This is a genomic window from Cognataquiflexum aquatile (genome assembly GCF_003316845.1).
Taxonomy (GTDB): domain Bacteria; phylum Bacteroidota; class Bacteroidia; order Cytophagales; family Cyclobacteriaceae; genus Cognataquiflexum; species Cognataquiflexum aquatile.
This window is the reverse complement of record NZ_QMIK01000001.1, coordinates 895,578-916,187: the sequence shown is the minus strand read 5'-3', so window position 1 is coordinate 916,187 and position 20,610 is coordinate 895,578. Positions and strand designations below refer to the sequence as shown.

At 41.2% G+C, this 20,610-nt stretch carries 17 protein-coding genes; 7 read left to right on the top strand and 10 right to left on the bottom strand.

Translation table 11 applies throughout. The features are described from left to right. Positions 1-32 precede the first annotated feature (32 nt). A complete protein-coding gene (locus DQW11_RS03770) occupies positions 33-785 on the bottom strand; it encodes a bacteriorhodopsin-like (protein ID WP_113922651.1) in 753 nt (250 codons plus the stop codon). 378 nt (positions 786-1,163) lie between these two features. Between DQW11_RS03770 and gyrB the strand changes: the two genes are divergently transcribed. Then, entirely contained in the window at positions 1,164-3,122 is a 1,959-nt protein-coding gene (gene gyrB, locus DQW11_RS03765; protein WP_113922650.1) for a DNA topoisomerase (ATP-hydrolyzing) subunit B, read from the top strand. A 125-nt stretch (positions 3,123-3,247) separates the two neighbouring features. Beyond that, positions 3,248-5,371 carry a polyphosphate kinase 1 gene (gene ppk1, locus DQW11_RS03760; protein ID WP_113922649.1) on the top strand — a complete coding sequence of 708 codons (2,124 nt, stop codon included), beginning with the start codon at positions 3,248-3,250 and terminating at the stop codon, positions 5,369-5,371. Positions 5,372-5,410: 39 nt separating this feature from the next. On the opposite strand, the gene DQW11_RS03755 is transcribed toward ppk1, so the two are convergent. Both DQW11_RS03755 and DQW11_RS03750 read right to left on the bottom strand, forming a co-directional pair. After that, positions 5,411-6,295, bottom strand: a complete 885-nt coding sequence (locus DQW11_RS03755) for a Ppx/GppA phosphatase family protein (protein ID WP_113922648.1) — start codon at positions 6,293-6,295, stop codon at positions 5,411-5,413. Positions 6,296-6,483: 188 nt separating this feature from the next. Then, positions 6,484-6,765, bottom strand: coding sequence for a DUF202 domain-containing protein (locus DQW11_RS03750; RefSeq protein ID WP_113922647.1), 282 nt, complete (start codon positions 6,763-6,765; stop codon positions 6,484-6,486). Positions 6,766-6,943: 178 nt separating this feature from the next. Here DQW11_RS03750 and DQW11_RS03745 point away from each other — a divergent pair, with 178 nt between their 5' ends. Beyond that, positions 6,944-7,435 carry a deoxycytidylate deaminase gene (locus DQW11_RS03745; RefSeq protein ID WP_113922646.1) on the top strand — a complete coding sequence of 164 codons (492 nt, stop codon included), beginning with the start codon at positions 6,944-6,946 and terminating at the stop codon, positions 7,433-7,435. On the opposite strand, the gene murB is transcribed toward DQW11_RS03745, so the two are convergent. After that, positions 7,432-8,445, bottom strand: a complete 1,014-nt coding sequence (gene murB / locus DQW11_RS03740; RefSeq protein WP_113922645.1) for a UDP-N-acetylmuramate dehydrogenase — start codon at positions 8,443-8,445, stop codon at positions 7,432-7,434. The two genes, DQW11_RS03745 and murB, sit on opposite strands and share 4 nt — an antisense overlap. Before the next feature lie 77 nt (positions 8,446-8,522). Between murB and DQW11_RS03735 the strand changes: the two genes are divergently transcribed. Next, a complete protein-coding gene (locus tag DQW11_RS03735) occupies positions 8,523-9,461 on the top strand; it encodes a succinylglutamate desuccinylase/aspartoacylase family protein (protein WP_113922644.1) in 939 nt (312 codons plus the stop codon). A gap of 65 nt (positions 9,462-9,526) precedes the next feature. On the opposite strand, the gene DQW11_RS03730 is transcribed toward DQW11_RS03735, so the two are convergent. The 6 genes from DQW11_RS03730 to DQW11_RS03705 form a co-directional block, all read right to left on the bottom strand. After that, on the bottom strand, positions 9,527-10,090 hold the full coding sequence (locus tag DQW11_RS03730; RefSeq protein WP_113922643.1) for a hypothetical protein: 564 nt from the start codon (positions 10,088-10,090) through the stop codon (positions 9,527-9,529). 200 nt (positions 10,091-10,290) lie between these two features. After that, the gene (locus DQW11_RS03725; RefSeq protein ID WP_113922642.1) at positions 10,291-12,024 is read right to left on the bottom strand and encodes a phospho-sugar mutase; all 1,734 of its coding nucleotides are present in this window, start codon (positions 12,022-12,024) and stop codon (positions 10,291-10,293) included. Between the two features lie 189 nt (positions 12,025-12,213). After that, entirely contained in the window at positions 12,214-13,308 is a 1,095-nt protein-coding gene (gene hppD, locus DQW11_RS03720) for a 4-hydroxyphenylpyruvate dioxygenase (RefSeq protein WP_113922641.1), read from the bottom strand. A 269-nt stretch (positions 13,309-13,577) separates the two neighbouring features. After that, a complete protein-coding gene (locus tag DQW11_RS03715) occupies positions 13,578-14,585 on the bottom strand; it encodes a lysophospholipid acyltransferase family protein (RefSeq protein WP_113922640.1) in 1,008 nt (335 codons plus the stop codon). 18 nt (positions 14,586-14,603) lie between these two features. Then, positions 14,604-15,533: a bile acid:sodium symporter family protein gene (locus DQW11_RS03710; protein WP_113922639.1), complete on the bottom strand. Its 930-nt coding sequence runs from the start codon at positions 15,531-15,533 to the stop codon at positions 14,604-14,606. 31 nt (positions 15,534-15,564) lie between these two features. Beyond that, positions 15,565-16,302 (bottom strand): class I SAM-dependent methyltransferase, encoded by a 738-nt coding sequence (locus tag DQW11_RS03705; protein ID WP_113922638.1) that lies wholly within the window; start codon positions 16,300-16,302, stop codon positions 15,565-15,567. Positions 16,303-16,518: 216 nt separating this feature from the next. Here DQW11_RS03705 and DQW11_RS03700 point away from each other — a divergent pair, with 216 nt between their 5' ends. The 3 genes from DQW11_RS03700 to DQW11_RS03690 all read left to right on the top strand — a co-directional run bounded on the left by DQW11_RS03700 (position 16,519) and on the right by DQW11_RS03690 (position 20,274). Continuing rightward, on the top strand, positions 16,519-18,369 hold the full coding sequence (locus DQW11_RS03700) for a CBS domain-containing protein (protein WP_113922637.1): 1,851 nt from the start codon (positions 16,519-16,521) through the stop codon (positions 18,367-18,369). Then, the gene (locus DQW11_RS03695; RefSeq protein ID WP_113922636.1) at positions 18,366-19,562 is read left to right on the top strand and encodes a succinylglutamate desuccinylase/aspartoacylase family protein; all 1,197 of its coding nucleotides are present in this window, start codon (positions 18,366-18,368) and stop codon (positions 19,560-19,562) included. Before DQW11_RS03700 ends, DQW11_RS03695 begins: the two co-directional genes overlap by 4 nt. 205 nt (positions 19,563-19,767) lie before the next feature. Beyond that, positions 19,768-20,274, top strand: coding sequence for an acyl-CoA thioesterase (locus tag DQW11_RS03690; RefSeq protein ID WP_113922635.1), 507 nt, complete (start codon positions 19,768-19,770; stop codon positions 20,272-20,274). Positions 20,275-20,610: the final 336 nt, after the last annotated feature.

Genomic DNA, 20,610 nt, shown 5'->3' with positions numbered 1-20,610 from the left:
CTCTTGTCCAAGAGAAGCCTTTTCTAATTTAATTAAGCGTGTTGTACTTTTTTGTTTTTGTTGGTTTCAGAGATGGCAACCGAATAAATTACCAAGCCGAAACCGATTTTGTTGATGGCATCAGCCAAATTGTAGAACAAGTCTATGCTGCTTACTTCAAATGCACCTGATAGTAGGTTTCCTGGCAACACCATGTAACCCAAAGGATAGATAGACCAACCTAATGTGATGAATATTTTCAACAAGAACATTGCTCTACCTAGAGCCGGACTGTCAGAGCTCTTAGCCAATTTGGCAACATCACCTGCAAATACTTCATACACAATGTAGAGATACCCAATTGTTGAAATAATTCCCCACATTACGTTATTCTCAATTCCTGAGGTTTCACCGATGTAACCGGTAATAAGCATCAGCAAGGAAGCAAGAATCAATTTGGTTAGAGTACTTGTTTTGGCACCAAATGGCTTGGTCAACAAATAGAACTCTACGCACATCAAAGGAACAGTCAAAGTCCAATCGACATACCTGAAGGCAGTTGGGCTCTGACCTGTTTGCAAATAGAAATCTCTCATGTAATAATAATGTACTGCGGCAATACCGGTTATCAGACCGGATACCAATAGGGAAGTTTTCCACTTGTCGCTTACAGAACTTCTTTCAACGAAAAAGAAAACTGCCGAAGCAAACATTGCCATATAACCAATAAAGAAGGTTATGGCTACCGGATCACTGTTGATGATCTTATCAAGACCAATCAAATCTGCTGTCAATAGGGTGTTCATAGATTAATGATTTTAGTTAAAATGGATTTTTGAAATATTGTTTGGGTGAGACCTCAATCACATAAGATAAACAGAATAAGATTTGTTTAATGTAAATGGCTAAATGCTAAACAATTGTATATAAAGTCCTTAAAAACAGATATAAACAGTCGAAAAATGTGCGATCTTAATTTTTATGATATTTGGCATTTTAGATTGGATCCAGTAAAAAATTCCGAACTTCTGTATATTTAAAAAATAGATAATTTTTGAAGGGAAAGGTCCATTAATAGGTTAAAATTAGGGTAGGCGCTCTCAATTTTTTTGTGTATAATTACGGGTTAATTAAAGAATGAAAAAATCTCTTTTTTTTCATAAAAAAGGCGTTTTAAACAAGTTATGAGCGAACAAAAAGAAGGAAATCATCAGGATTATTCAGCAGATAATATCCAGGTTTTAGAAGGTTTAGAAGCGGTTAGAAAAAGACCTGCTATGTACATCGGTGACATTGGGATCAAAGGACTCCATCACCTTATTTGGGAAGTGGTTGATAACTCCATTGACGAAGCCCTCGCAGGTCATTGCGATACCATACATGTTGTTGTCAATGAGGACAATTCTGTAACTGTCGAAGATAATGGAAGGGGTATACCGACAGACATGCACCTCAAGGAAAAAAAGTCTGCATTGGAAGTGGTCATGACGGTGCTTCACGCGGGTGGTAAATTTGATAAGGATACTTACAAAGTTTCCGGCGGTCTTCACGGTGTAGGTGTATCCTGTGTGAATGCCCTTTCTACAGATTTAAAGGCCACTGTTCATAGAAACGGAAAAGTTTATGAACAGGAATACAAAATAGGTGTCCCCCAATATCCTGTAAGAGAAATCGGAGTTACGGAAAAAAGAGGGACCATCATCCATTTCAAGCCGGACGCTTCCATCTTTACCCATACTGAGTTCAAATATGAAACCATAGCAACAAGGTTGAGGGAAATGTCATTCCTGAATGCCGGCATCAGGTTATTTTTGAAGGATTTCAGAGAATTAGAGGATGACGGTTCACCAAGGTCAGACGAATTTTATTCTGAAGGCGGGTTGGTCGAATTTGTCCAATACCTCGATGCATCCAAAGAAAAAATCATTGAATATCCCATTTATATAGAGTCCGAAAAAGGAAATGTACCTGTCCAAGTGGCCATGAGTTACAACTCTTCCTATTCTGAAAATGTCGTTTCTTACGTCAATACCATCAATACTTACGAAGGAGGAACACACGTTTCCGGTTTCAGAATGGCCTTGACAAGAACGCTCAAAAGCTACGCAGATAAATCCGGGATGCTCGAAAAACTGAAGCTTGAAGTTTCAGGCGATGACTTTAGAGAAGGACTCACGGCGGTGATTTCGGTTAAAGTCCAAGAACCGCAGTTTGAGGGACAGACAAAAACCAAACTGGGAAATTCCGATGTTCAGGGTGCTGTGAACAGTGCTGTATCTGAAACTTTACAGTCATGGCTTGAAGAACATCCTAGAGAAGCCAAGATCATAGTTGGAAAAGTGGTGCTAGCTGCCCAGGCAAGACACGCGGCACGCAAAGCGCGTGAAATGGTGCAGCGTAAAAACGTACTTGGCGGTGGAGGCCTTCCGGGAAAACTCGCGGATTGTGCCAATTCCGACCCTACTGTATGCGAACTTTATCTCGTCGAAGGAGACTCGGCAGGTGGATCTGCCAAGCAAGGCCGTGACAGGGATTTTCAGGCGATCCTTCCTCTAAAAGGAAAGATCCTCAACGTGGAAAAAGCCCACGAGCACAAGATATACGACAATGAAGAAATCAAAAACATCCTGACTGCGCTGGGTGTTAGATTTGGGACACTCACTAACGACAAGGAACTCGACATGTCATCCCTTCGATACCACAAGATCGTCATCATGACGGATGCTGATATTGACGGTTCTCATATTCGAACTTTGATATTGACGCTCTTCTTCAGGTATATGCGCCCATTGATCGAAAATGGATATGTCTATATCGCACAGCCACCGCTTTATTTATTGAAAAAAGGCAAGGATGAAAGATACTGTTGGAATGAGGAGGAAAGGAAAAGACTGACAAGAGAGATGGCAGGGGAAGGCAAAGAGGATAGTGTCAACATACAACGGTACAAAGGTCTTGGTGAAATGAACCCTGAGCAACTCTGGAGTACGACGATGGACCCTAATACAAGGACTTTGAAGCAAGTTACCATCGAATCAGCAGCTGAGGCAGACCATTTGTTCTCCATGTTGATGGGGGATGAAGTGGCGCCAAGAAGGGAGTTTATTGAAAAAAATGCCAAATACGCAAAAATCGACACCTGATATCCGAAATTTCAAATCAAAAAGGGGCCAAAAGCCCTTTTTTTTTGTTAATTAATGATTAATTAACCCCTTCGGGCAAATTGATTTGGATAGATTATTAGATTTGTAACATACACCACATTGTCATGAGAGTAACTTCTAGAGATAAATTTGAAAGCATCATAGAGAGCAGTGATCTGGTCAGCAGGGACCTGAGTTGGATGAAATTCAATGACCGCGTACTTGACCAATCCAAGAAAAAGAGCAGGTGTATTTTTGAGAAATTGAAATTTTTGGCCATCACAGCTTCCAATTTGGATGAGTTTTTTATGATCCGTGTAGGGTCACTTTACAATTACCTGGATTATGACAAAGAAAGGGTAGATTATTCCGGTTTGCGGGAGGAACCCTTCAAAATGAAGCTGATGCTGGAATGTCAGGAATTCCATAAGCGCCAACAGGAACATTTTCTGAAAGAACTCCTCCCCAAAATGTCTGAGGATGGTTTTATTCTCAGCAATGTCCGAAACCTTGAGCCCGACGAGCAGGAATTTATCAAGTCTTATTTCAATAAGGCGGTTTATCCTATGTTGACTCCGATGGTTTTCGATGGTTATCGGACTTTTCCGATATTGATGAATAAGCTTCTGATTTTTGGTGTTGTCACTTTGGCTCCGGGAGATAAAAAAGAAAACAGAAAACTCTCTTTCGTACAGATTCCGGCAAACATCCCTAGGTTTTTTGAGATCGAAAGGGAAGATATGGTTGTCTACATTCCTATCGAAGAAGTCATAAGGGAAAATATAGTTTCGTTGTTTCGAAATGTAAATATTGAATCCATCAACCTTTTCAGGATTACGAGAAACGGTGATTTTACTTTGGAAGAAAGTGAAGATATGGATGCCAATTTCCTCGAAGAGGTAAAAAGAAAACTGAACGAGCGCAAGACAGGAAGGGTAGTCCGGATTGAAATTGAAGAAGGGTACAGCAAATGGATGGTGGCTTTGCTCAAAGAGCGCTGGAATATAGGTGATGACAGTATCTTTAAAGTGGAGCGCGCCAGCATGTTGGATTTTACCGGGCTATGGCAGGTGATAGGCAACAGACGTTTCAAAGACAAGCTACCGCAGATTCCTGCGCCGGTTCCACCTTTGTCTTATCCGGAAGAGGGATCGGAAGATATTTTTCAGGTTCTGAAGGAAAGGGATATCCTCCTTCACCATCCTTATAACAATATTGATCCGATACTTGAACTGATCGAAAAAGCAGTGGATGACCCTTCTGTGATGGCCATCAAAATGACAATTTATAGGTTGGCAAAAGAAAGCCGAATCACCAAAGCCTTGCTGAGGGCTGCTGAAAACGGCAAGCACGTCTCGGTTCTCTTTGAGGTGAAAGCGAGGTTTGATGAAGAGAACAATATCAGGGAGGCGAAAAAGCTTCAAAAAGCCGGTTGCTTTGTGATTTATGGTATCAGCAACCTGAAAACCCATACCAAATTATTGCTCATAGTCAAAAAAGAGGAGGACATGGTGATGCGTTTTGTGCACCTTGGTTCAGGCAATTACAATGAGGACACTGCCCGGCTATATACTGACATCGGATTATTAACTACCAATGAGACATTGGCAAATGACGTGTCAGAGTTTTTCAATGTAATCACAGGCCATTCTGTGCCGTCCACCTATCAAAATCTGATCACGGCGCCAAGGGACATGAGGAATCAGTTGATAGAATTTATAGAGCAAGAGGCTTATAATGCACGGGCAGGCCTTCCTTCCGGCGTGTTTATCAAAGTCAATTCACTTGAAGATTCTGAGATCATTTATGCTTTGTATAGGGCTTCCCAATCCGGCGTCCCTGTCAAATTGATCATCAGAGGTATTTGTTGTCTCCGTCCCGGAAGATTGGGGCTGAGTGAAAATATAGAAGTCTTATCCTTGGTGGGTGATTTTCTTGAACATTCCCGAATCTATCATTTCCATAACAACGGGCAGACAAGAACCTATGCCGGAAGTGCAGATATGATGGTCAGAAGTTTTGATAAGAGATTGGAATCGCTATTTAGGATCCAAGATCCTTTTCTCGAAAAGCAGTTGATGAATATTATTTCTTTCAATTTAAAGGACAATGTAAACTCCTACATCATGCAGGAGGATGGGAATTATTCTCCGAAAATCGCCAAAGAAGGAGAGGAAGAATTCAATGTCCACAAAGAATTTTTCAATCTCAATGCGGTAGATATCCAAAAAGTCAAATTGATAGGGTAAATCCTTTGTGGTATATGCAATACAAAAGGCTGTGGATTTTCACAGCCTTTTGTTTTTGTTTTTCCGGTATAATACCTGCATCATACCGTCTTTGAGTCCCACATCTGGAACCATCATTTTTTTGGAGGCTGCTGCAGACATGGCCGCAAGGTAGATTTTGGAGGCCGGAATAATCACATCCGCCCTGTCAGGATTTAGATTCAGTTTGTTGATCCGGTCTTCGTAGGAAAATGATTCCAAAAATGCCTGCACTTCTTTGATTTTTTCTATTCCGATGAGCCTTATGTTTTTTCTTGGATTGGAGAGTTCCAATATTTTACTGATGTTGCCTCCTGTCCCGATGCAGGTGATGTGGTCTTGTTTGGTGACATGGTCAGTGATGAATTTGTTCATACTTTTCCATACTGATATGGGGATATTATCATCCAAAGCCCGTACAGAGCCGATTTTGAAGGATTTGGTAGCGATTTTTTCTTGGTTGTTATAGATATTCAGTTCAGTGCTTCCGCCGCCGACGTCAATGTGCAGGTATGATTTTTCGTCGATATAGCCACCGAGTGCCATATTGATCAATTCCGCTTCATGATTACCGTCTATGATGTTGATTTTCAATCCAATATCCTCTCTTACTTCTTCACAAATCTCCCTTCCGTTTACAGATTCTCTCATGGCAGAAGTAGCGCAGACCATGTAATCATCCACTTCATAAAGGTCAATGAGAAGCTTGAAAGCTTTCATCAATTTGACAAATTTCCTTCTGTTTTTGTCGGAGATTTTTTGGGAATGAAAGACATCAAGACCCAGTCGCAAAGGAAACCTGAGGTATTCTAGTTTTTTGAAATTGGTTTTTCCTTCAAAATGCGTGACGTTGGTAATTTGCAACCTGATTGCATTCGAACCTATATCAACTGCGGCTAATTTCAATATCCGGGAGGTTTTAATTCAAAAATCTGATTCTTGGAAACACTAAATTACCCAAAAAACATTTACTAAATATTAACCCTTAAAACCATTTTCCTTCCGAAATAGAATTCAATCCTTTTATAGATGATGTGGAGGGGGAAGGTCGGTATTTTTGATATTTAATGGGAAGTTCGGCTACCTTAAACCGATCACATCTTTTGGTAGTAGTGTTTTTTGAGTCGTTTTTTTACTTTGAAAAAACTATAAATCCCCAAAATCAGTGTACCCAAACTCAAGGCAAATGCTATCCAACCCAAGTTTCTGACATGTGCTAAGGCATTTACTTCCATCAGGGCAGTGCCGCTGACCAAAAAATACAATGATGTTCTGATAAAGGAAAGCAATGTTCTGTCATTGGCGAGGTAGGTTCTCTGTCTGGCCAAATAGTCCCTGACAATGAGATCCTGTTCTGATAAATTCTCTTTTTCCATAGGTGTTTAAGTAAATCCAAGTACAAAGAAAACCTATTTCTAGTTTATTAATCCGTGATTTTACGCACAAATCCAGTATTTTGTGAATTTAACGGAAATGTTTCGCTGATTTTTTACTTTTGGATTTTGAAGAAAATTGACAAGAAAGGGCATAAATTGCCAGGGTAACAAGATTTAGATGAAGAATCCAAACAGGCCTCATTTTGATGATATTTACATGGAGTTGGCGGTCAACTTGGCCAAAAGATCGCATTGCATCAAAAAACACGTTGGGGCAGTTTTGACCAAAGATACTCGGATCATTTCCATCGGATATAACGGGCCTCCTGCCGGGACACACAATTGTGACGAGGAGTTTCCAGACACGGGATGCGCCAGAGACAGTAAAGGGAGCTGCACTCTAGCTTTGCATGCCGAGCAAAATGCGATTTTATATGCCGTCAAAAACAGCACTTCAGTGGAAGGATCGACGCTTTATGTGACTTTGGCACCCTGTCTTGCCTGCGCGAGGATCATCTTTTCAATGGGAATTGTCAAAGTAGTATACATGTACTCCTATGCAGCTTATAAAGGATTACCTTTCGATGAGGGACTTGAATTTTTGAAAAAATTTGGCGTGGAGGTTTTCAAATATGAAAAGGAAGTCATCTTTGAAGATCCTTTGATCTAAAGAAAATTCACCTCTGGATGAAGTAGGATTTCAAATTGTGCCAACACAGATTCTTGGATCTTTTTGCTCAATTCTTTGATTTCATATCCATCTCCGCCACCATAATTGACCAATACCAAAGGTTGAAACTGGTGCACACCGATGTTTCCGAAACGCTTTCCTTTCCAACCGGTTTGTTCGATAAGCCATGCAGCGGGTATTTTGACACCATCTTCATTGGGAAAGCCAGGGACATTGGGGTAATCTGATTTTATTTTTTCGAATGTTGAAACCGGAACTGTAGGGTTTTTGAAAAAGCTTCCTGCATTTCCAATGAGAGCCGGATCAGGCAATTTGCTCCTTCTGATCTCGATGACAGCGTCACTGATGTCTTTGATGGTTGGGGAGTCAATTCCCTTTTCTTTCAAAATCTGGTTAATTGCACCATAGTCAGTATTGATCCGTGGTGATTTCAAAAGCCTAAACACCACATGTGTGATGACAAATTGCTCTTTCAGGTCATTTTTAAAGACACTCTCCCTGTACCCAAATTTACATTCCTCGGTTGAAAAACTTCTGATTTCTAGGGTATCCCTATCCACAGCCTCCAAATGGTCAAATACCTCTTTGATCTCCACTCCATAGGCGCCGATATTTTGCATGGGTGAGGCTCCGACCGTGCCCGGAATCAAAGAAAGATTTTCGACCCCGGCCCAGTTGTTTTGGATGCAAAACTTGACCAAATCGTGCCAGCTTTCTCCCGCACCGACTTTTAAAAAAACCTCATTTTCATTTTCTCTGATCAATTCGAATCCTTTGATTTCCATTTTTATCACCAGAGCCTCGAGATTCTTTGTCAATAGAATATTGCTTCCCCCTCCCAAAATGAAGAGCGGAACATTCATTTCTTTTGATTTTTGGAGGAGTTGTTTTACTTCTTCGGTGGAGGTGGCAACAGCAAAAAATCTTGCATTTTTATCAATTCCAAAAGTGTTGAAAGGCAATAGAGAAATGTTTTCTTGTATATTCATGGCATTGATCCGATGCTGCGAATTAAACAAGAATTTGGTCAATTAGAAAGAATTCGATGCTTTTAGAATAATCACCTATGAAAGAAATGGTCATCAATGGGGTCAAGGTCCGACCCGGCCAATCGATGAATATCGACATTGCAATCGCAAGGTTGCCTACCCATACGCTCATTGACCTGCCGGTTTTTATCAACCGTGCAGAGGCTGAAGGGCCTGTTGTTTTGATTTCAGGAGGAGTTCACGGTGATGAGATAAACGGAATCGTGGCCGTGAGAAGAATGTTAGAAGAGAAACTCATTAAACTTGTCAAAGGCACTGTCATTTTCATGCCCCTTGTGAATGTGTATGGTTTTTTGAGTAATTCAAGAACATTTCCGGACGGGAGGGACCTGAACAGAAGTTTTCCGGGAAGTAAAAAAGGCTCTTTGGCCTCGCAGATAGCTTTTATCCTATCAAATGAAATCATTCCGCTCATAGATTACGGTATTGATTTCCATACCGGTGGAAGGATGCTATCCAATTATCCCCAGATCAGGGTAGATTATAAGGATAAAAAAGGGGTGGAGCTTGCCACCGCTTTTGGGACCCATTACATTCTGAATTCTTCCCATATTGACAAATCTTTCAGGAAGGAAGCTTATAAAAGGCGAAAGCATATTTTGGTCTATGAAGGCGGGGAATCGATGAGGTTGGATGATTATGCGGTGGAAGAAGCGCTTTTGGGAACGCAGCGCATGCTGATCCATTTGGGGATGATGGAAGGCAATGTTTCATCGAAGCAGACTATTATGATCTCTGAAAGTTCTTGGGTAAGGGCGAAAGTTTCAGGAATATTCTCCTCTAGGGTAAAATTGGGAGAGGAAGTGAAAAAAGGACAGATATTGGCCACTATTACTGATCCATACGGCCAGGTAAAAGTGGTGGTCAAAGGAACCCACAATGGCCATGTTGTCGGATTGAACAATAATCCTGTCGTCAATTCAGGGGATGCTTTGGTACACGTGGGAAGAGCGTAACCAAAGCATTCTTGGCAAAAAAAAAGACGGCGCATCACTGATGCGCCGGCTTTTTCTATTTTCATTTATAAGGTTGAAATGAAATTGGGTAGGAAAAATTTACCTTCTGTGATCAAAACAGGAGTTCTATTTGCTTTAGGTCCCGAATCGGAAAGGTCAAAAACCACACCTTCAAATTCCCCGACAGATCCTTCCGTCGTGAATTCAGTGATTTTAAAAGAACAATCATCCAAAGCGCCGGGATTTGAGCTCTGCAATAAGGTGGCGCCATACTCTTTACCGTTTTCATCAAAATAGATCAGTACCAAAGAAGGAGATACAGTTCCATTGACCACAATTGGGTTTTGCATGATATACCTGAGACCCAATTCAATCTGTTCGGTATTTCTGAAAGACATGATCATGGCGTTTTTGCTTAAAACATCTCCGGTAACCATGTTAAACAGCGTAAACCTATTTGGTCCATCTTCCAGGAAAGTAATGCCCGCATCTTTGTTGATCTTAAATTCTTTCTGGACGCCATTTACTTTGAAGCTGTAGTAATAATCGGGTTTTGGATCTTCTTTTTCACAGGAGGAAAATGAAAATACCGCGAATAGCAATAGAATGGATAAGCCAATATTTTTCATGATATGTTGGAATTTTTTTGGAATAACGGAAATTCTTGACGGGAGGATGTTTTGCAAGGCACAAAAATAGGGTAAAAATTAAATTTATGTTACCTATTTAATTTTGGGTTGGATTTTTTAACATTCATCAAACCCTTTTCAAAAAATAAGCCACTTCAAATTGCTGAAGTGGCCTATTTACTTTTTTCTTGTCTGTATTTTTAGCTGAAGAATTTTTTAAGGCCTTCTATTTTTCTTTCAAGAGAAGCTTCTACAGCTTTGTAAGCTTCCTTGTTTGGAAGTGGTTCATTCACAGAGAAGTAATATTTGATCTTTGGTTCTGTTCCGGAAGGTCTTGCTGAAATCTTACTTCCATCAGCCAAATAGAATTGGATGACATTTGATTTATCCATTTTTAGAGCAGATTCGGTGCCGTTGACAATGTCATACACTTTACTCTCCTTTACATCCACTACTTTCACTACTTTGACGCCATTCATTTCTGTAGGTCTGTTGGTTCTGAAACCTGCCATCAACTGTTGGATTTGTTCCGCCCCATCCTTGCCTTTTTTGGTCACAGAGATCAGGGATTCCTTGTAGAAGCCAAACTGGGTATATATCTCGGCCAATACATTTTGGACAGTTTTACCTTGGGATTTATAGTAGGCCACTATCTCAGAAACCATCGCACAGGCGGAAACTCCGTCTTTGTCCCTCACAAAATCGCCGACGAGATAGCCATAGCTTTCTTCGCCACCACCGATAAATTGTTTTTTGCCCTCCAGATTTCGGATGATTTCAGCGATGTTCTTGAATCCTGTCAGTACTGAAAAGCAGGTGACGCCAAAACCTTTACAGATCTCATCGATGAGTTCTGTGGTCACGATGGTATTTACCATAAATTGGTTTCCGTCAAGCTTTCCGAGTTCTTTCCATTTGCTCAAAAGATAGTAGGTCAATAGGGTACCTGTTTGGTTTCCATTCAACAAATCATAATCTCCTCTGCCATCAGGTACGCAAGCCGCATAGCGGTCGCCGTCAGGGTCACAGGCCAAGACCAGTTCTGCGGCTGTTTTTTTACCGAGTTCGATCGCCATTGTCAGCGCTTCGGCTTCTTCCGGATTTGGGTAAATAACTGTAGGGAAAGTTCCGTCAGGATGTTCCTGTTCTTTGACGACATGGACATTTTCAAATCCAAAAGCCTTCAATGCCGCAGGCACCATTTTGCCGGAGGCACCATGGATAGGGGAGAAGACGATTGGCATGTTTTTCTGAGCTTGGATTTCACTTTTGGAGAGGCTCAGTTTCTTGACAAGATCCAAATAGATTTTATCGAAGTCCTCCTCAATGTATTCAAGGAGACTATCGTTTTTATTCCAGTTGACAGCATCCATGGAGGTAATCTTCATGACCTCATCGATGATGTTTTTGTCATGCGGGGCGACTACCTGTCCGCCATCATCCCAATAGGCTTTGTAGCCGTTGTACTCTTTGGGATTGTGTGATGCAGTGACCATGACACCGCTTTTGCATCCAAAATGCCGGATAGCAAAGGAAAGCATCGGGGTAGGCCGCATTTCTCTGAAATATTTGACTTTGATGCCATTGGCTGTAAATACATTGGCTGTCGTTTCGGCAAAAAGCGTGTTGTTAATCCTGCAGTCGTGGGTTATCGCAACACTTACCTCCTCACCGGGAAAGCATTTCAATAAATAATTTGCCAATCCCTGAGTAGCCATGGCAACGGTGTAGACATTCATCCTGTTGGATCCTACCCCCATCAGCCCTCTCAGACCTCCTGTCCCAAATTCAAGATCCCTGTAAAAGGAGTCGATCAGTTCTGTTTTGTCAGGTGCATCGAGCAGGGACTGTATTTCTTTTTTACTCTTTTGGTCAATGTTACTGTTTAGCCAGCTGTTTGCTTTGGCCAAAATCATTGGATCTACTGTTGTCATCTTGGAAAAATTTTAATTGGATTTCTAATTTAAATATTTCAATAAAATAACCTGCATTCCTCATGGAAAATGTAGAAATAATGTAGGATTGGGTTTCATAATTCCATTTTCTTCACCACCTTCTACCTCTAACTTTCCACCTCTCACTAAACTTTGATCACCTTCCTACTTCCCAACTTCCCTCTCCTCCTACAAATTTCCCCTCAATTCCTGTTCTCTTTCAATCGCTTCAAACAAAGCCTTAAAATTTCCCTTTCCAAATGATTTGGCTCCTTTTCTTTGGATGATTTCGAAGAACAAGGTAGGACGGTCCTGAACGGGCTTGGTAAAAATCTGAAGAAGATATCCTTCCTCATCGCGATCAACCAAAACATTAAGGTCTTTCAAAGGCTGTAGGTCTTCTTCAATTTTCCCGACTCTATCCAATAAATCATCATAATAAGAAGCAGGAACTTCTAAAAACTCAACGCCTCTTTTTCGCAATTCGGAGACGGTATGGATAATGTCATCCGTGGCAATAGCCATGTGTTGCACTCCTGGTCCATTGTAGAAGTCGAGGTATTCTTCAATCTGGGATTTCTTTTTGCCTTCGGCAGGTTCATTGATGGGGAATTTGATGAATCCGTTGCCGTTGGAGACTACTTTTGACATCAATGCTGAATACTCAGTGGAAATGTCCTTGTCATCGAAGGTGATCAGAAGCTTGAAACCCATCACATTTTCGTAGAAATCCACCCACTTGTTCATTTCACCCCAACCGACATTACCCACACAATGGTCAATGTATTTCAATCCAATCGGTTTTGCTTGATATTCACTTTTCCTCGGCTTAAAACCCGGTAAAAAGACACCTCTATAATTTTTCCTTTCTACAAAAGTGTGGATTGTCTCACCGTAGGTTTTGATGGAGGCGGTGACAACTTCTCCAAACTCGTCTTTGCTGACTTTGGGTTCTTCGTGAGGAATAGCTCCCCGCTTTACGGTTTCGATGAAGGATTGTGCAGCATCATCCACCCATAGTGCCAATACTTTGACTCCGTCTCCGTGTTTCTTGATATGATCTGCAATGGGGTGGGTTTCCTTCAAAGGCGTGGTAAGAACTAGCCTGATTTTGTCCTGCTTCAAGACATAAGACGCACGGTCTCTGATGCCTGTCTCCGGCCCTGCATAGGCAATGAGTTCATAGCCAAAAGCATACTGGTAAAAAAGGGAAGATTGCTTTGCATTGCCGACGTACAGTTCCACATAATCCGTCCCGTTGAGGGGAAGAAAATCCTGTTTCATAATCTAATTGTTTTTGGGTTTATTATTTCTTGGTTCAAATATAGGGAAATGGGGAGGAATTAGGGCAGGATTCAGTGGTCAGTTTTCAGTTTTCAGATGGCAGTGATCAGTTTGCAGTGTTTGTCTCAGAATTCAGTTAACAGGATTCAGTTGTGGTTGAAGAGTCTAAAATTAATTAGGATATCCAAGATTGACCGTCGACCCTTTACGAATTTGTTTTCCAATCTTTCAATCTTTCAATTTTTTAATCTTCCAATCTTCCCAACTTCCTACTTCTGCCCGTTTCTATTTGCCAATAGGTAAACGACTCCTAAAAATGCCCAAGAAAAAGACCATTCTTCAAGGCCTAATTTGGGGAGTCCAAAGACCAAAAACCCATACCATAATGGAATCATCACCAAGCCGATCACAAACTTGAAGGTGGCATAAAAGACCAAATCCTGGATTTTTGGCCTGATCCAAAGCCAAATCCAATAAATGGGAAAATGAAGTACTTTCATGACTTTGTTTGAAAAATATGGTTTGGAATAGGGCTTTTCAGTTGTTTTCGGATTTTTATTGGACAAGAATTCTTTGACATCATCGGGTTTGGTGAGGTCAATTCTGCTTTGTATCAGGGCATCAAGGTTTTTTTGATAGTCAGTTTCTGGGATGGTGCTGACCAAAGGTTCCAAAGAATTGAATGTATCCACCATCAAAGGTTCAAAAAGCGGAAAGTAATCTTTGGGTTGGATGGTTTTTCCAAAAACCAGGCTGACTTTGCTGCCGGAGAAGCGGTGATTGCTGTAATTGATGCCTACAGGAAGGATGACCAAGTCCAAATCCGGATGTTTTTCCAAAGTTTGGAATGCAATGCGGGCGAATCCTTTTTTCAGAGGCCTCAGGTTTCTTTGGTTGCTGTGGTTGCCTTCCGCAAAAATCACAATGCTTCCCTTTTCCAAAAGTATATTGACGCTTTTGTCAAAGGTTTCATTGTTTTTTTCCATGTTATTGATTCCGTCCCTCACCCTGTAAATGGGAATCATCCTGATAAAATTAAGTAAGGTGGCCACAAATGATTTTTTGAATACAGAAGCCCTGGTCAAAAAATGGGGTTTAAGATTGGTATGGGTAGCAATTAAAATTGGGTCAATCAAAGCATTTTGGTGGTTGGATACGATCAACACAGCCTTGCCTTTTGGGATGTTTGCCTTTCCATAGACTTTGATTTGGGAAAAATAAACATGGAGGGCAATTTTGACAGCAAGCCTTAGAATGGCGTTGAAAAGGTTTTTCATGAATCTGATTTTTCGTGGCTATCCTTTTTGGGTGACCCATCGCGGATTTGTTTCTTTTATTCTTTTCCAGTAAAGTGAAAGACTCATTCCCGAAATGATGTGCCAAATGCCCCACCAAGCTGCAATGATAGCCATTCCTCCCAAACCATCGAAATAAGTAAATATCAGTACCAATGCCAAACCGGAATTTTGGATCCCTGTTTCAATTGTAAGTGTTTTGGTATCAGCCAAACTCAGTTTTCCGAGTTTTGAAATAAAGAATCCTGAAAAAAGGGCGACGAAATTATGTCCCAATACCCAAAGGAAAATCAACCCGATGAATTTCAAAAAAAGGTTGTAATTGCCGACAAAAGCAATCACCACAAATGCCGCAAAAATGAGGATACTCACAGGTTTGAGGATCTTGGTGGCTTTAGCAGCCCAATTGGGAAACCTGTGGTTGACAATCATTCCCAATAGCAAAGGAATACCCAAAATCAGCGCCACAGTCTGAAAAACATCGGTGTAAGAAAGGAAAATTTCCTGAAGCAAATCCGCAGTCGGCCCATAAAAACCCGACCAAAGGGCAAAGTTGAACGGGGTGATAAATATTGAAAATCCTGTGGAAAAAGCTGTCAATGATACTGACAAAGCGGTATTTCCTTTTGCCAGGTGCGTCAGAAAATTGGAAACATTTCCTCCCGGACAGGCCGCTACCAGAAACATTCCCAAAGCCACAGAAGGCGGGGGACTGATCAGATAAACCAAAATAAAAGTCAAAAAGGGCAAGACGAAAAATTGTGCAAAAATCCCCAGCCAAAATGCTTTCGGGTTTTTGGCGATGTACTTGAAATCGGTAATTCTCAGGTCCAATGCAACACCAAACATGATGATCGCCAGTGAAATATTGAGGAGGAAGAGAGAATCCTGATTAAAGTTTAATGTGCTGCTGTCTAAGGCTTCGATCATTTGAAAGAGGAGAATAGAAAGTTAAATACAATTACTTTGATCCTGAGGTAATCTTAGAAATGATCTTTTCTGCATGTCCCGCTTCCTTGAGGTTGATGGTTCCTTTAGGGTCTTTCATCATGTCCTCATAGGTGAGCTTGTCTATTTCGGCAAATAATTTCTCATCAATTCTAAAATCCCTTTCCTTCATTGCGGATTTTGGCATCACAAATCCCAATCCATAATCCGTATTGATGACACCCACTTCGAGCGTATCGGGATACTTTCTGATCAGGTATACTACAGATTTCCATACATCTCCGCACCATTCATCTGCCCATCCTTCAATGTTTTTTATTTCCTCATCAGAAGGAAAAAACTCAGATGGGTAAGCGGCTGCAGCATTCGGCGGATAGCAGTCATGCATCAGAATCAGCCCTTTTGGATTGAGGTAATTCAGTGAATTGAGCACATCATTGAGTGATGTCCGGAAATTATGCAGCCCATCCACCAAGACAATATCCAAATGGCCGAGTTGACGTAAGTACTCCTTTCTCTTGGCAAAAAAGTTATCGCTCTCTTCCTGAAAATACCTGTTTTTTCTGTTGCTAGGCCATTTAATCAGCCATTTTAATCTTCTTCTGATAGGAATCTTAAACAAAGGATCTACGGCTGTCTTGTTTTTTGCCTTTATAGGGAGGAAGGATTTTCCTTTTTGACACCCAATTTCAAGGTAATTTGTAAAGTCAGTTTTACTAAATATTTCCTGTATGAGTTGAATACGATTCATAAGATTCTGTTTTGGGTTTTGTCAATAGCCTAAATTCAAACTTAGTAAAATAAAGTCAAATATTAAGTTTAAGACCTCGACTCCAATTCTTCCTTAAAGACCTGCTGCTCCCCATTTCATTCATTTATACCAAATATATATCAATAGCTTCAATGACATTTCTCATGTTTTCGGGTATTGATTTTCGCTAGTTTCACATTCTCTTGAAACAGAAATATGGGGTCTAAGAATGTTAGGAAATTAACGGGGAAAAAACAGAGAGCCATATACCTGCACCATTTGGTCCGGGACATGGAAGCCCTCGAACTGATGATACAGCGCGACATGTTTGAGAAATCTCCGATTCGCATCGGTGCCGAGCAGGAGTTCTGTATTGTGGATGGGGAGTTTTTGCCCCATAGTAATTCACTTCAAGTCCTTGGTGAAATAAATGACAGGCATTTCACTACCGAAATCGGAAATTATAACCTCGAAATCAATACAGACCCCATTGTTCTAGGCAAGGATTGTTTTTCCATCCTCCATCAGGATTTAGATTCACTGTTGGACAAAGGCAAAGCCGCTGCCCAAAAATCCGGATCCAGAATTATCATCACAGGAATATTGCCCACGATCGCGCACAAGCATACGACTTTGGAAAGCATGACGGCTGTAGACCGGTACTATGCATTGAATGAAGCTGCCAAGGATTATCGGGGACAGGACTTCAGTATCCATATCAAAGGAGTGGATGAGGTGACAATGCTCCACGATTCTGTGATGTTGGAGGGGTGCAATACGAGTTTTCAGATGCACCTGCAGTTGGATCCTGAGGAGTTTGTAGAGATGTTTAATTGGTCTCAGGCCATCACAGGGCCTGTGTTGGCGGCCTGCTGTAATTCTCCACTGCTTTTTGGAAAAGAGCTTTGGAGTGAAACAAGGATTGCCCTTTTTACCCAAAGTGTGGATGTCAGGACCAATTCCTTTTTGCTCAATGAAAACCAACCGAGGGTAAGTTTTGAAAGCAAATGGCAGACAGGTTCCATTTCGGATGTATTCAAAGATAATATTGCAAGATTTAGAAGTATCCTGACAGCAGACTTTGAAGATGACAGCGTGGACCTCCTCGAAAGGGGAGAAATTCCTAAGTTAAAAGCCCTTTGCCTTCACAACGGAACGGTGTATAGGTGGAACCGCGCCTGCTTCGGAGTGGGAGATGGAAAGCCTCACCTCAGGATCGAATGCCGGTATATTCCTTCGGGTCCTACGGTCATTGATCAGATTGCCAATATGGCTTTTTGGGTTGGACTGATGAAAGGAAGACCTGAGAAATACAAGGAGATCCACAGGACTATGGATTTTAAAGATGTAAAATCCAATTTTTTGGCAGCAGCAAGGTACGGCATGGCAGTGCAGTTTCATTGGGAAGGGAAATTGTATTCCGCCCAAAAATTGTTGTCAGAAGTGTTTTTACCTATGGCGAAGGAAGGTTTGAGAAAAGTCAGAATTTCTGAAGGCGATATAGATAAGTACCTTACTGTCATCCAAAACCGTATCAATGCCCACAACGGATCTGAATGGATCAGCAAAAGCTACAGGAATCTCCTTACTACCAAAAAACCCGATGCTGCCGTTCAGGTGTTGACGGCCAACTTATACCTCAACCAAGAAAGTAAAAAGCCGGTGTCTGAATGGGAAATCCTTCCGCCTGAAGCAATGTCGCAGTTTAACATCACCAAAAAAGTTCACCATGTCATGAGTACGGACATATTTTCGGTAGAGGAAAAAGATTCGATCGAATTGGTCGCCCATATGATGAAATGGAAAAATATCCACCACATGCCCGTCATCAAAGGCGACAAGGAACTCCTCGGGATTTTGTCTTGGGTTGATGTCCAGCTTCTTTTTGAAAAAGGCAATGCTACCCAAGCAACAGTCAAATCCCTGATGAAAACCGAATTGATCACCATCGGACAGGACAGTACTGTGGATGAAGCCAAAGAATTGATGGACCGGCACAAGATACATGCATTGCCTGTGGTGCGAGAAAACAAACTAATTGGGATTTTGACTTCAAATGACCTATGATTGATACCCAAACGTCACACTCCAAAATTGATATGCCTGTCAGTAGGGTTATCCGTAAATTGAAAGGGGCAAAGCCCGGGCCTACTATCCTGTTTTTTGCCGGTATTCATGGCAACGAACCTGCCGGACTCGTGGCAATGAAAAAGGTATTTGAAGACCTTTCCACAAAGGAGGATAACCTCAGAGGAACGATCTATGGGATAGTGGGAAATCTCAAAGCGCTATCCCAAGGCAAAAGGTTTTTGGATATTGACCTCAACAGACTTTGGACCAAGTCAAATATCAAAATGGTCGCAAACAAAAAAATTCTTTTGGAAGAAGAAAAAGAACTTCTAGAACTTTTGGATTTGCTGAAAAAAATCATCCAAACAGAAAAAGGTCCCTTTTATTTTATCGATTACCATACCACATCGAGCAAGACTCTTCCTTTCATCACCATCAATGACTCAATGATCAACAGGAAGTTTGCCTTGCAATTTCCCGTTCCCGTAGTCCTCGGTATTGAAGAATTTCTCGAAGGACCTCTGCTAAGCTATATCAATCAGTTGGGATATGTTGCCATTGGTTTTGAATCCGGACAACATCAGGATCCTGAAGCAGTGAGCAACAGTGTAGCATTTACCTACATGACTTTGGTGTCGGCAAGGTCCCTCGGCAAACTCGATGTTGAGAAATATTCCAGCCATGTGAAACAATTGGAGAAATCAGCTGCCGCAGTAAGGGATATATTTGAAGTGGTACACCTTCACAGGATCATCGGAATGGATGTGTTTAAAATGCTGCCGGGATTTGAGAGTTTTCAAAAAATCAATAAAGGAACCCATTTGGCAACCAACAATGCTCAGCCGGTCTATGCGGCATTTGGGGGTAGGCTGTTTATGCCCCTTTACCAAAATCAAGGAAGTGATGGATTTTTTATCATCCGCAAGATTCCGATCTGGGTGTTGAGGCTATCCGCTTTTCTAAGGAAAATCAAAATCGACAACATCTTTACTTTACTCCCCGGAGTGAAGTGGGAACATAGGGACAAGGAAATTCTGCTTGTTGACCTCAAAATAGCCAAATATATGACCAAGCCGCTGTTTCATTTGCTTGGATACCGTGTCCGGCATTTGGATGCCCAATACCTCAGGCTCTATAACCGTGAGAAAGCCTCCAAAAAGAAAATGTATAAAAATGAAGGCTGGTGGTAGTTTTTTTTTGATATTGATTGATATTGAGGATTCGTTGAAATTTAGAGGTTCATTGTTAGTTGATATTTATTGATATTGGATATTCATTGATATTGGCTAAGAGGTCGTGGTTTAATGGATTTTAATTCAGGTCTCGAATGACAATTAACCAACCCTTCGACAAGCTCAGGGACCTAAAACCAAATAACCATTAACCAATATCCACATGTTTGAATTTAATCCAGAAAAGCACTATCCAAAGGAAACCGAAAGCCGTGTGGTCATCAGGTTTCAGGATTGCGACCCGCTCCAGCACCTTAACAACGCCAAATACTTTGATTATTTTTTCAATGCACGGGAAGATCAGGTTCCGAAGCTCTACGGTGTCGAAGTGATCGATTTTATCCGGAAGTATAAATCAGCTTGGGTGGTTTATAACCACAACATCTCCTATGTCCGACCGGCCAAAGTAGGAGAGTGGGTCCGAATCATGAGCCGTCTGCTTTGGTACAACCACAACACCATCGTCGTCGAATACTACATGACCGATGACACACAGAAGGAGCTCAAAACTGTCCTTTGGACCACGATGCGCTATGTGACTGTCAAAGAAGGCGCATCGACCGACCACGAGGGAGCAGTTTTGGAATTTCTCAAAGCCACTTCCGAAAACCTCGATATAAGCAACATGACCATTTCCGAAAGGGTCAAAATCATCAAATCAGAATTGTAATCGCTTGTATGTACGCTTTTCTTGACCGATGTAGAACGGAACCTGTACAAAACCGTACAGGTTTTTTTATTTGATTTTTGCTAAAAGAATTTTCTAAAAATTTTTCAAAATTAAATTAGGTTAATATTTCCAGCCTCATGCAACCTTTGGCAAAGTGGTAAACTTAGTTTTTTGCCAAAATCTGTTTCGAAACAGGACACTTTCTTGGTCAATTGTATCAGGACAATACAGTTTTTAGCTTTCATCGCCTTATTCGCAACCGATTGAATGTTAAATTTTTAACGTTTGGGTTAAAATTATTTAACCTGAAAACCGGCACGGTCACTACCAAAATAA

Excerpts from the sequence above, each read along its gene's own strand:
- DQW11_RS03730 (WP_113922643.1), bottom strand. The coding sequence starts at position 10,090 with ATGAAAAATATTGGCTTATCCATTCTATTGCTATTCGCGGTATTTTCA.
- hppD (WP_113922641.1), bottom strand. The coding sequence starts at position 13,308 with ATGAAACAGGATTTTCTTCCCCTCAACGGGACGGATTATGTGGAACTG.
- DQW11_RS03735 (WP_113922644.1), top strand. The coding sequence starts at position 8,523 with ATGAAAGAAATGGTCATCAATGGGGTCAAGGTCCGACCCGGCCAATCG.
- DQW11_RS03690 (WP_113922635.1), top strand. The coding sequence starts at position 19,768 with ATGTTTGAATTTAATCCAGAAAAGCACTATCCAAAGGAAACCGAAAGC.
- ppk1 (WP_113922649.1), top strand. The coding sequence starts at position 3,248 with ATGAGAGTAACTTCTAGAGATAAATTTGAAAGCATCATAGAGAGCAGT.
- DQW11_RS03750 (WP_113922647.1), bottom strand. The coding sequence starts at position 6,765 with ATGGAAAAAGAGAATTTATCAGAACAGGATCTCATTGTCAGGGACTAT.
- DQW11_RS03745 (WP_113922646.1), top strand. The coding sequence starts at position 6,944 with ATGAAGAATCCAAACAGGCCTCATTTTGATGATATTTACATGGAGTTG.
- DQW11_RS03695 (WP_113922636.1), top strand. The coding sequence starts at position 18,366 with ATGATTGATACCCAAACGTCACACTCCAAAATTGATATGCCTGTCAGT.
- DQW11_RS03715 (WP_113922640.1), bottom strand. The coding sequence starts at position 14,585 with ATGAAAAACCTTTTCAACGCCATTCTAAGGCTTGCTGTCAAAATTGCC.
- DQW11_RS03710 (WP_113922639.1), bottom strand. The coding sequence starts at position 15,533 with ATGATCGAAGCCTTAGACAGCAGCACATTAAACTTTAATCAGGATTCT.
- DQW11_RS03770 (WP_113922651.1), bottom strand. The coding sequence starts at position 785 with ATGAACACCCTATTGACAGCAGATTTGATTGGTCTTGATAAGATCATC.
- DQW11_RS03705 (WP_113922638.1), bottom strand. The coding sequence starts at position 16,302 with ATGAATCGTATTCAACTCATACAGGAAATATTTAGTAAAACTGACTTT.
- gyrB (WP_113922650.1), top strand. The coding sequence starts at position 1,164 with ATGAGCGAACAAAAAGAAGGAAATCATCAGGATTATTCAGCAGATAAT.
- DQW11_RS03700 (WP_113922637.1), top strand. The coding sequence starts at position 16,519 with ATGGGGTCTAAGAATGTTAGGAAATTAACGGGGAAAAAACAGAGAGCC.
- murB (WP_113922645.1), bottom strand. The coding sequence starts at position 8,445 with ATGAATATACAAGAAAACATTTCTCTATTGCCTTTCAACACTTTTGGA.
- DQW11_RS03725 (WP_113922642.1), bottom strand. The coding sequence starts at position 12,024 with ATGACAACAGTAGATCCAATGATTTTGGCCAAAGCAAACAGCTGGCTA.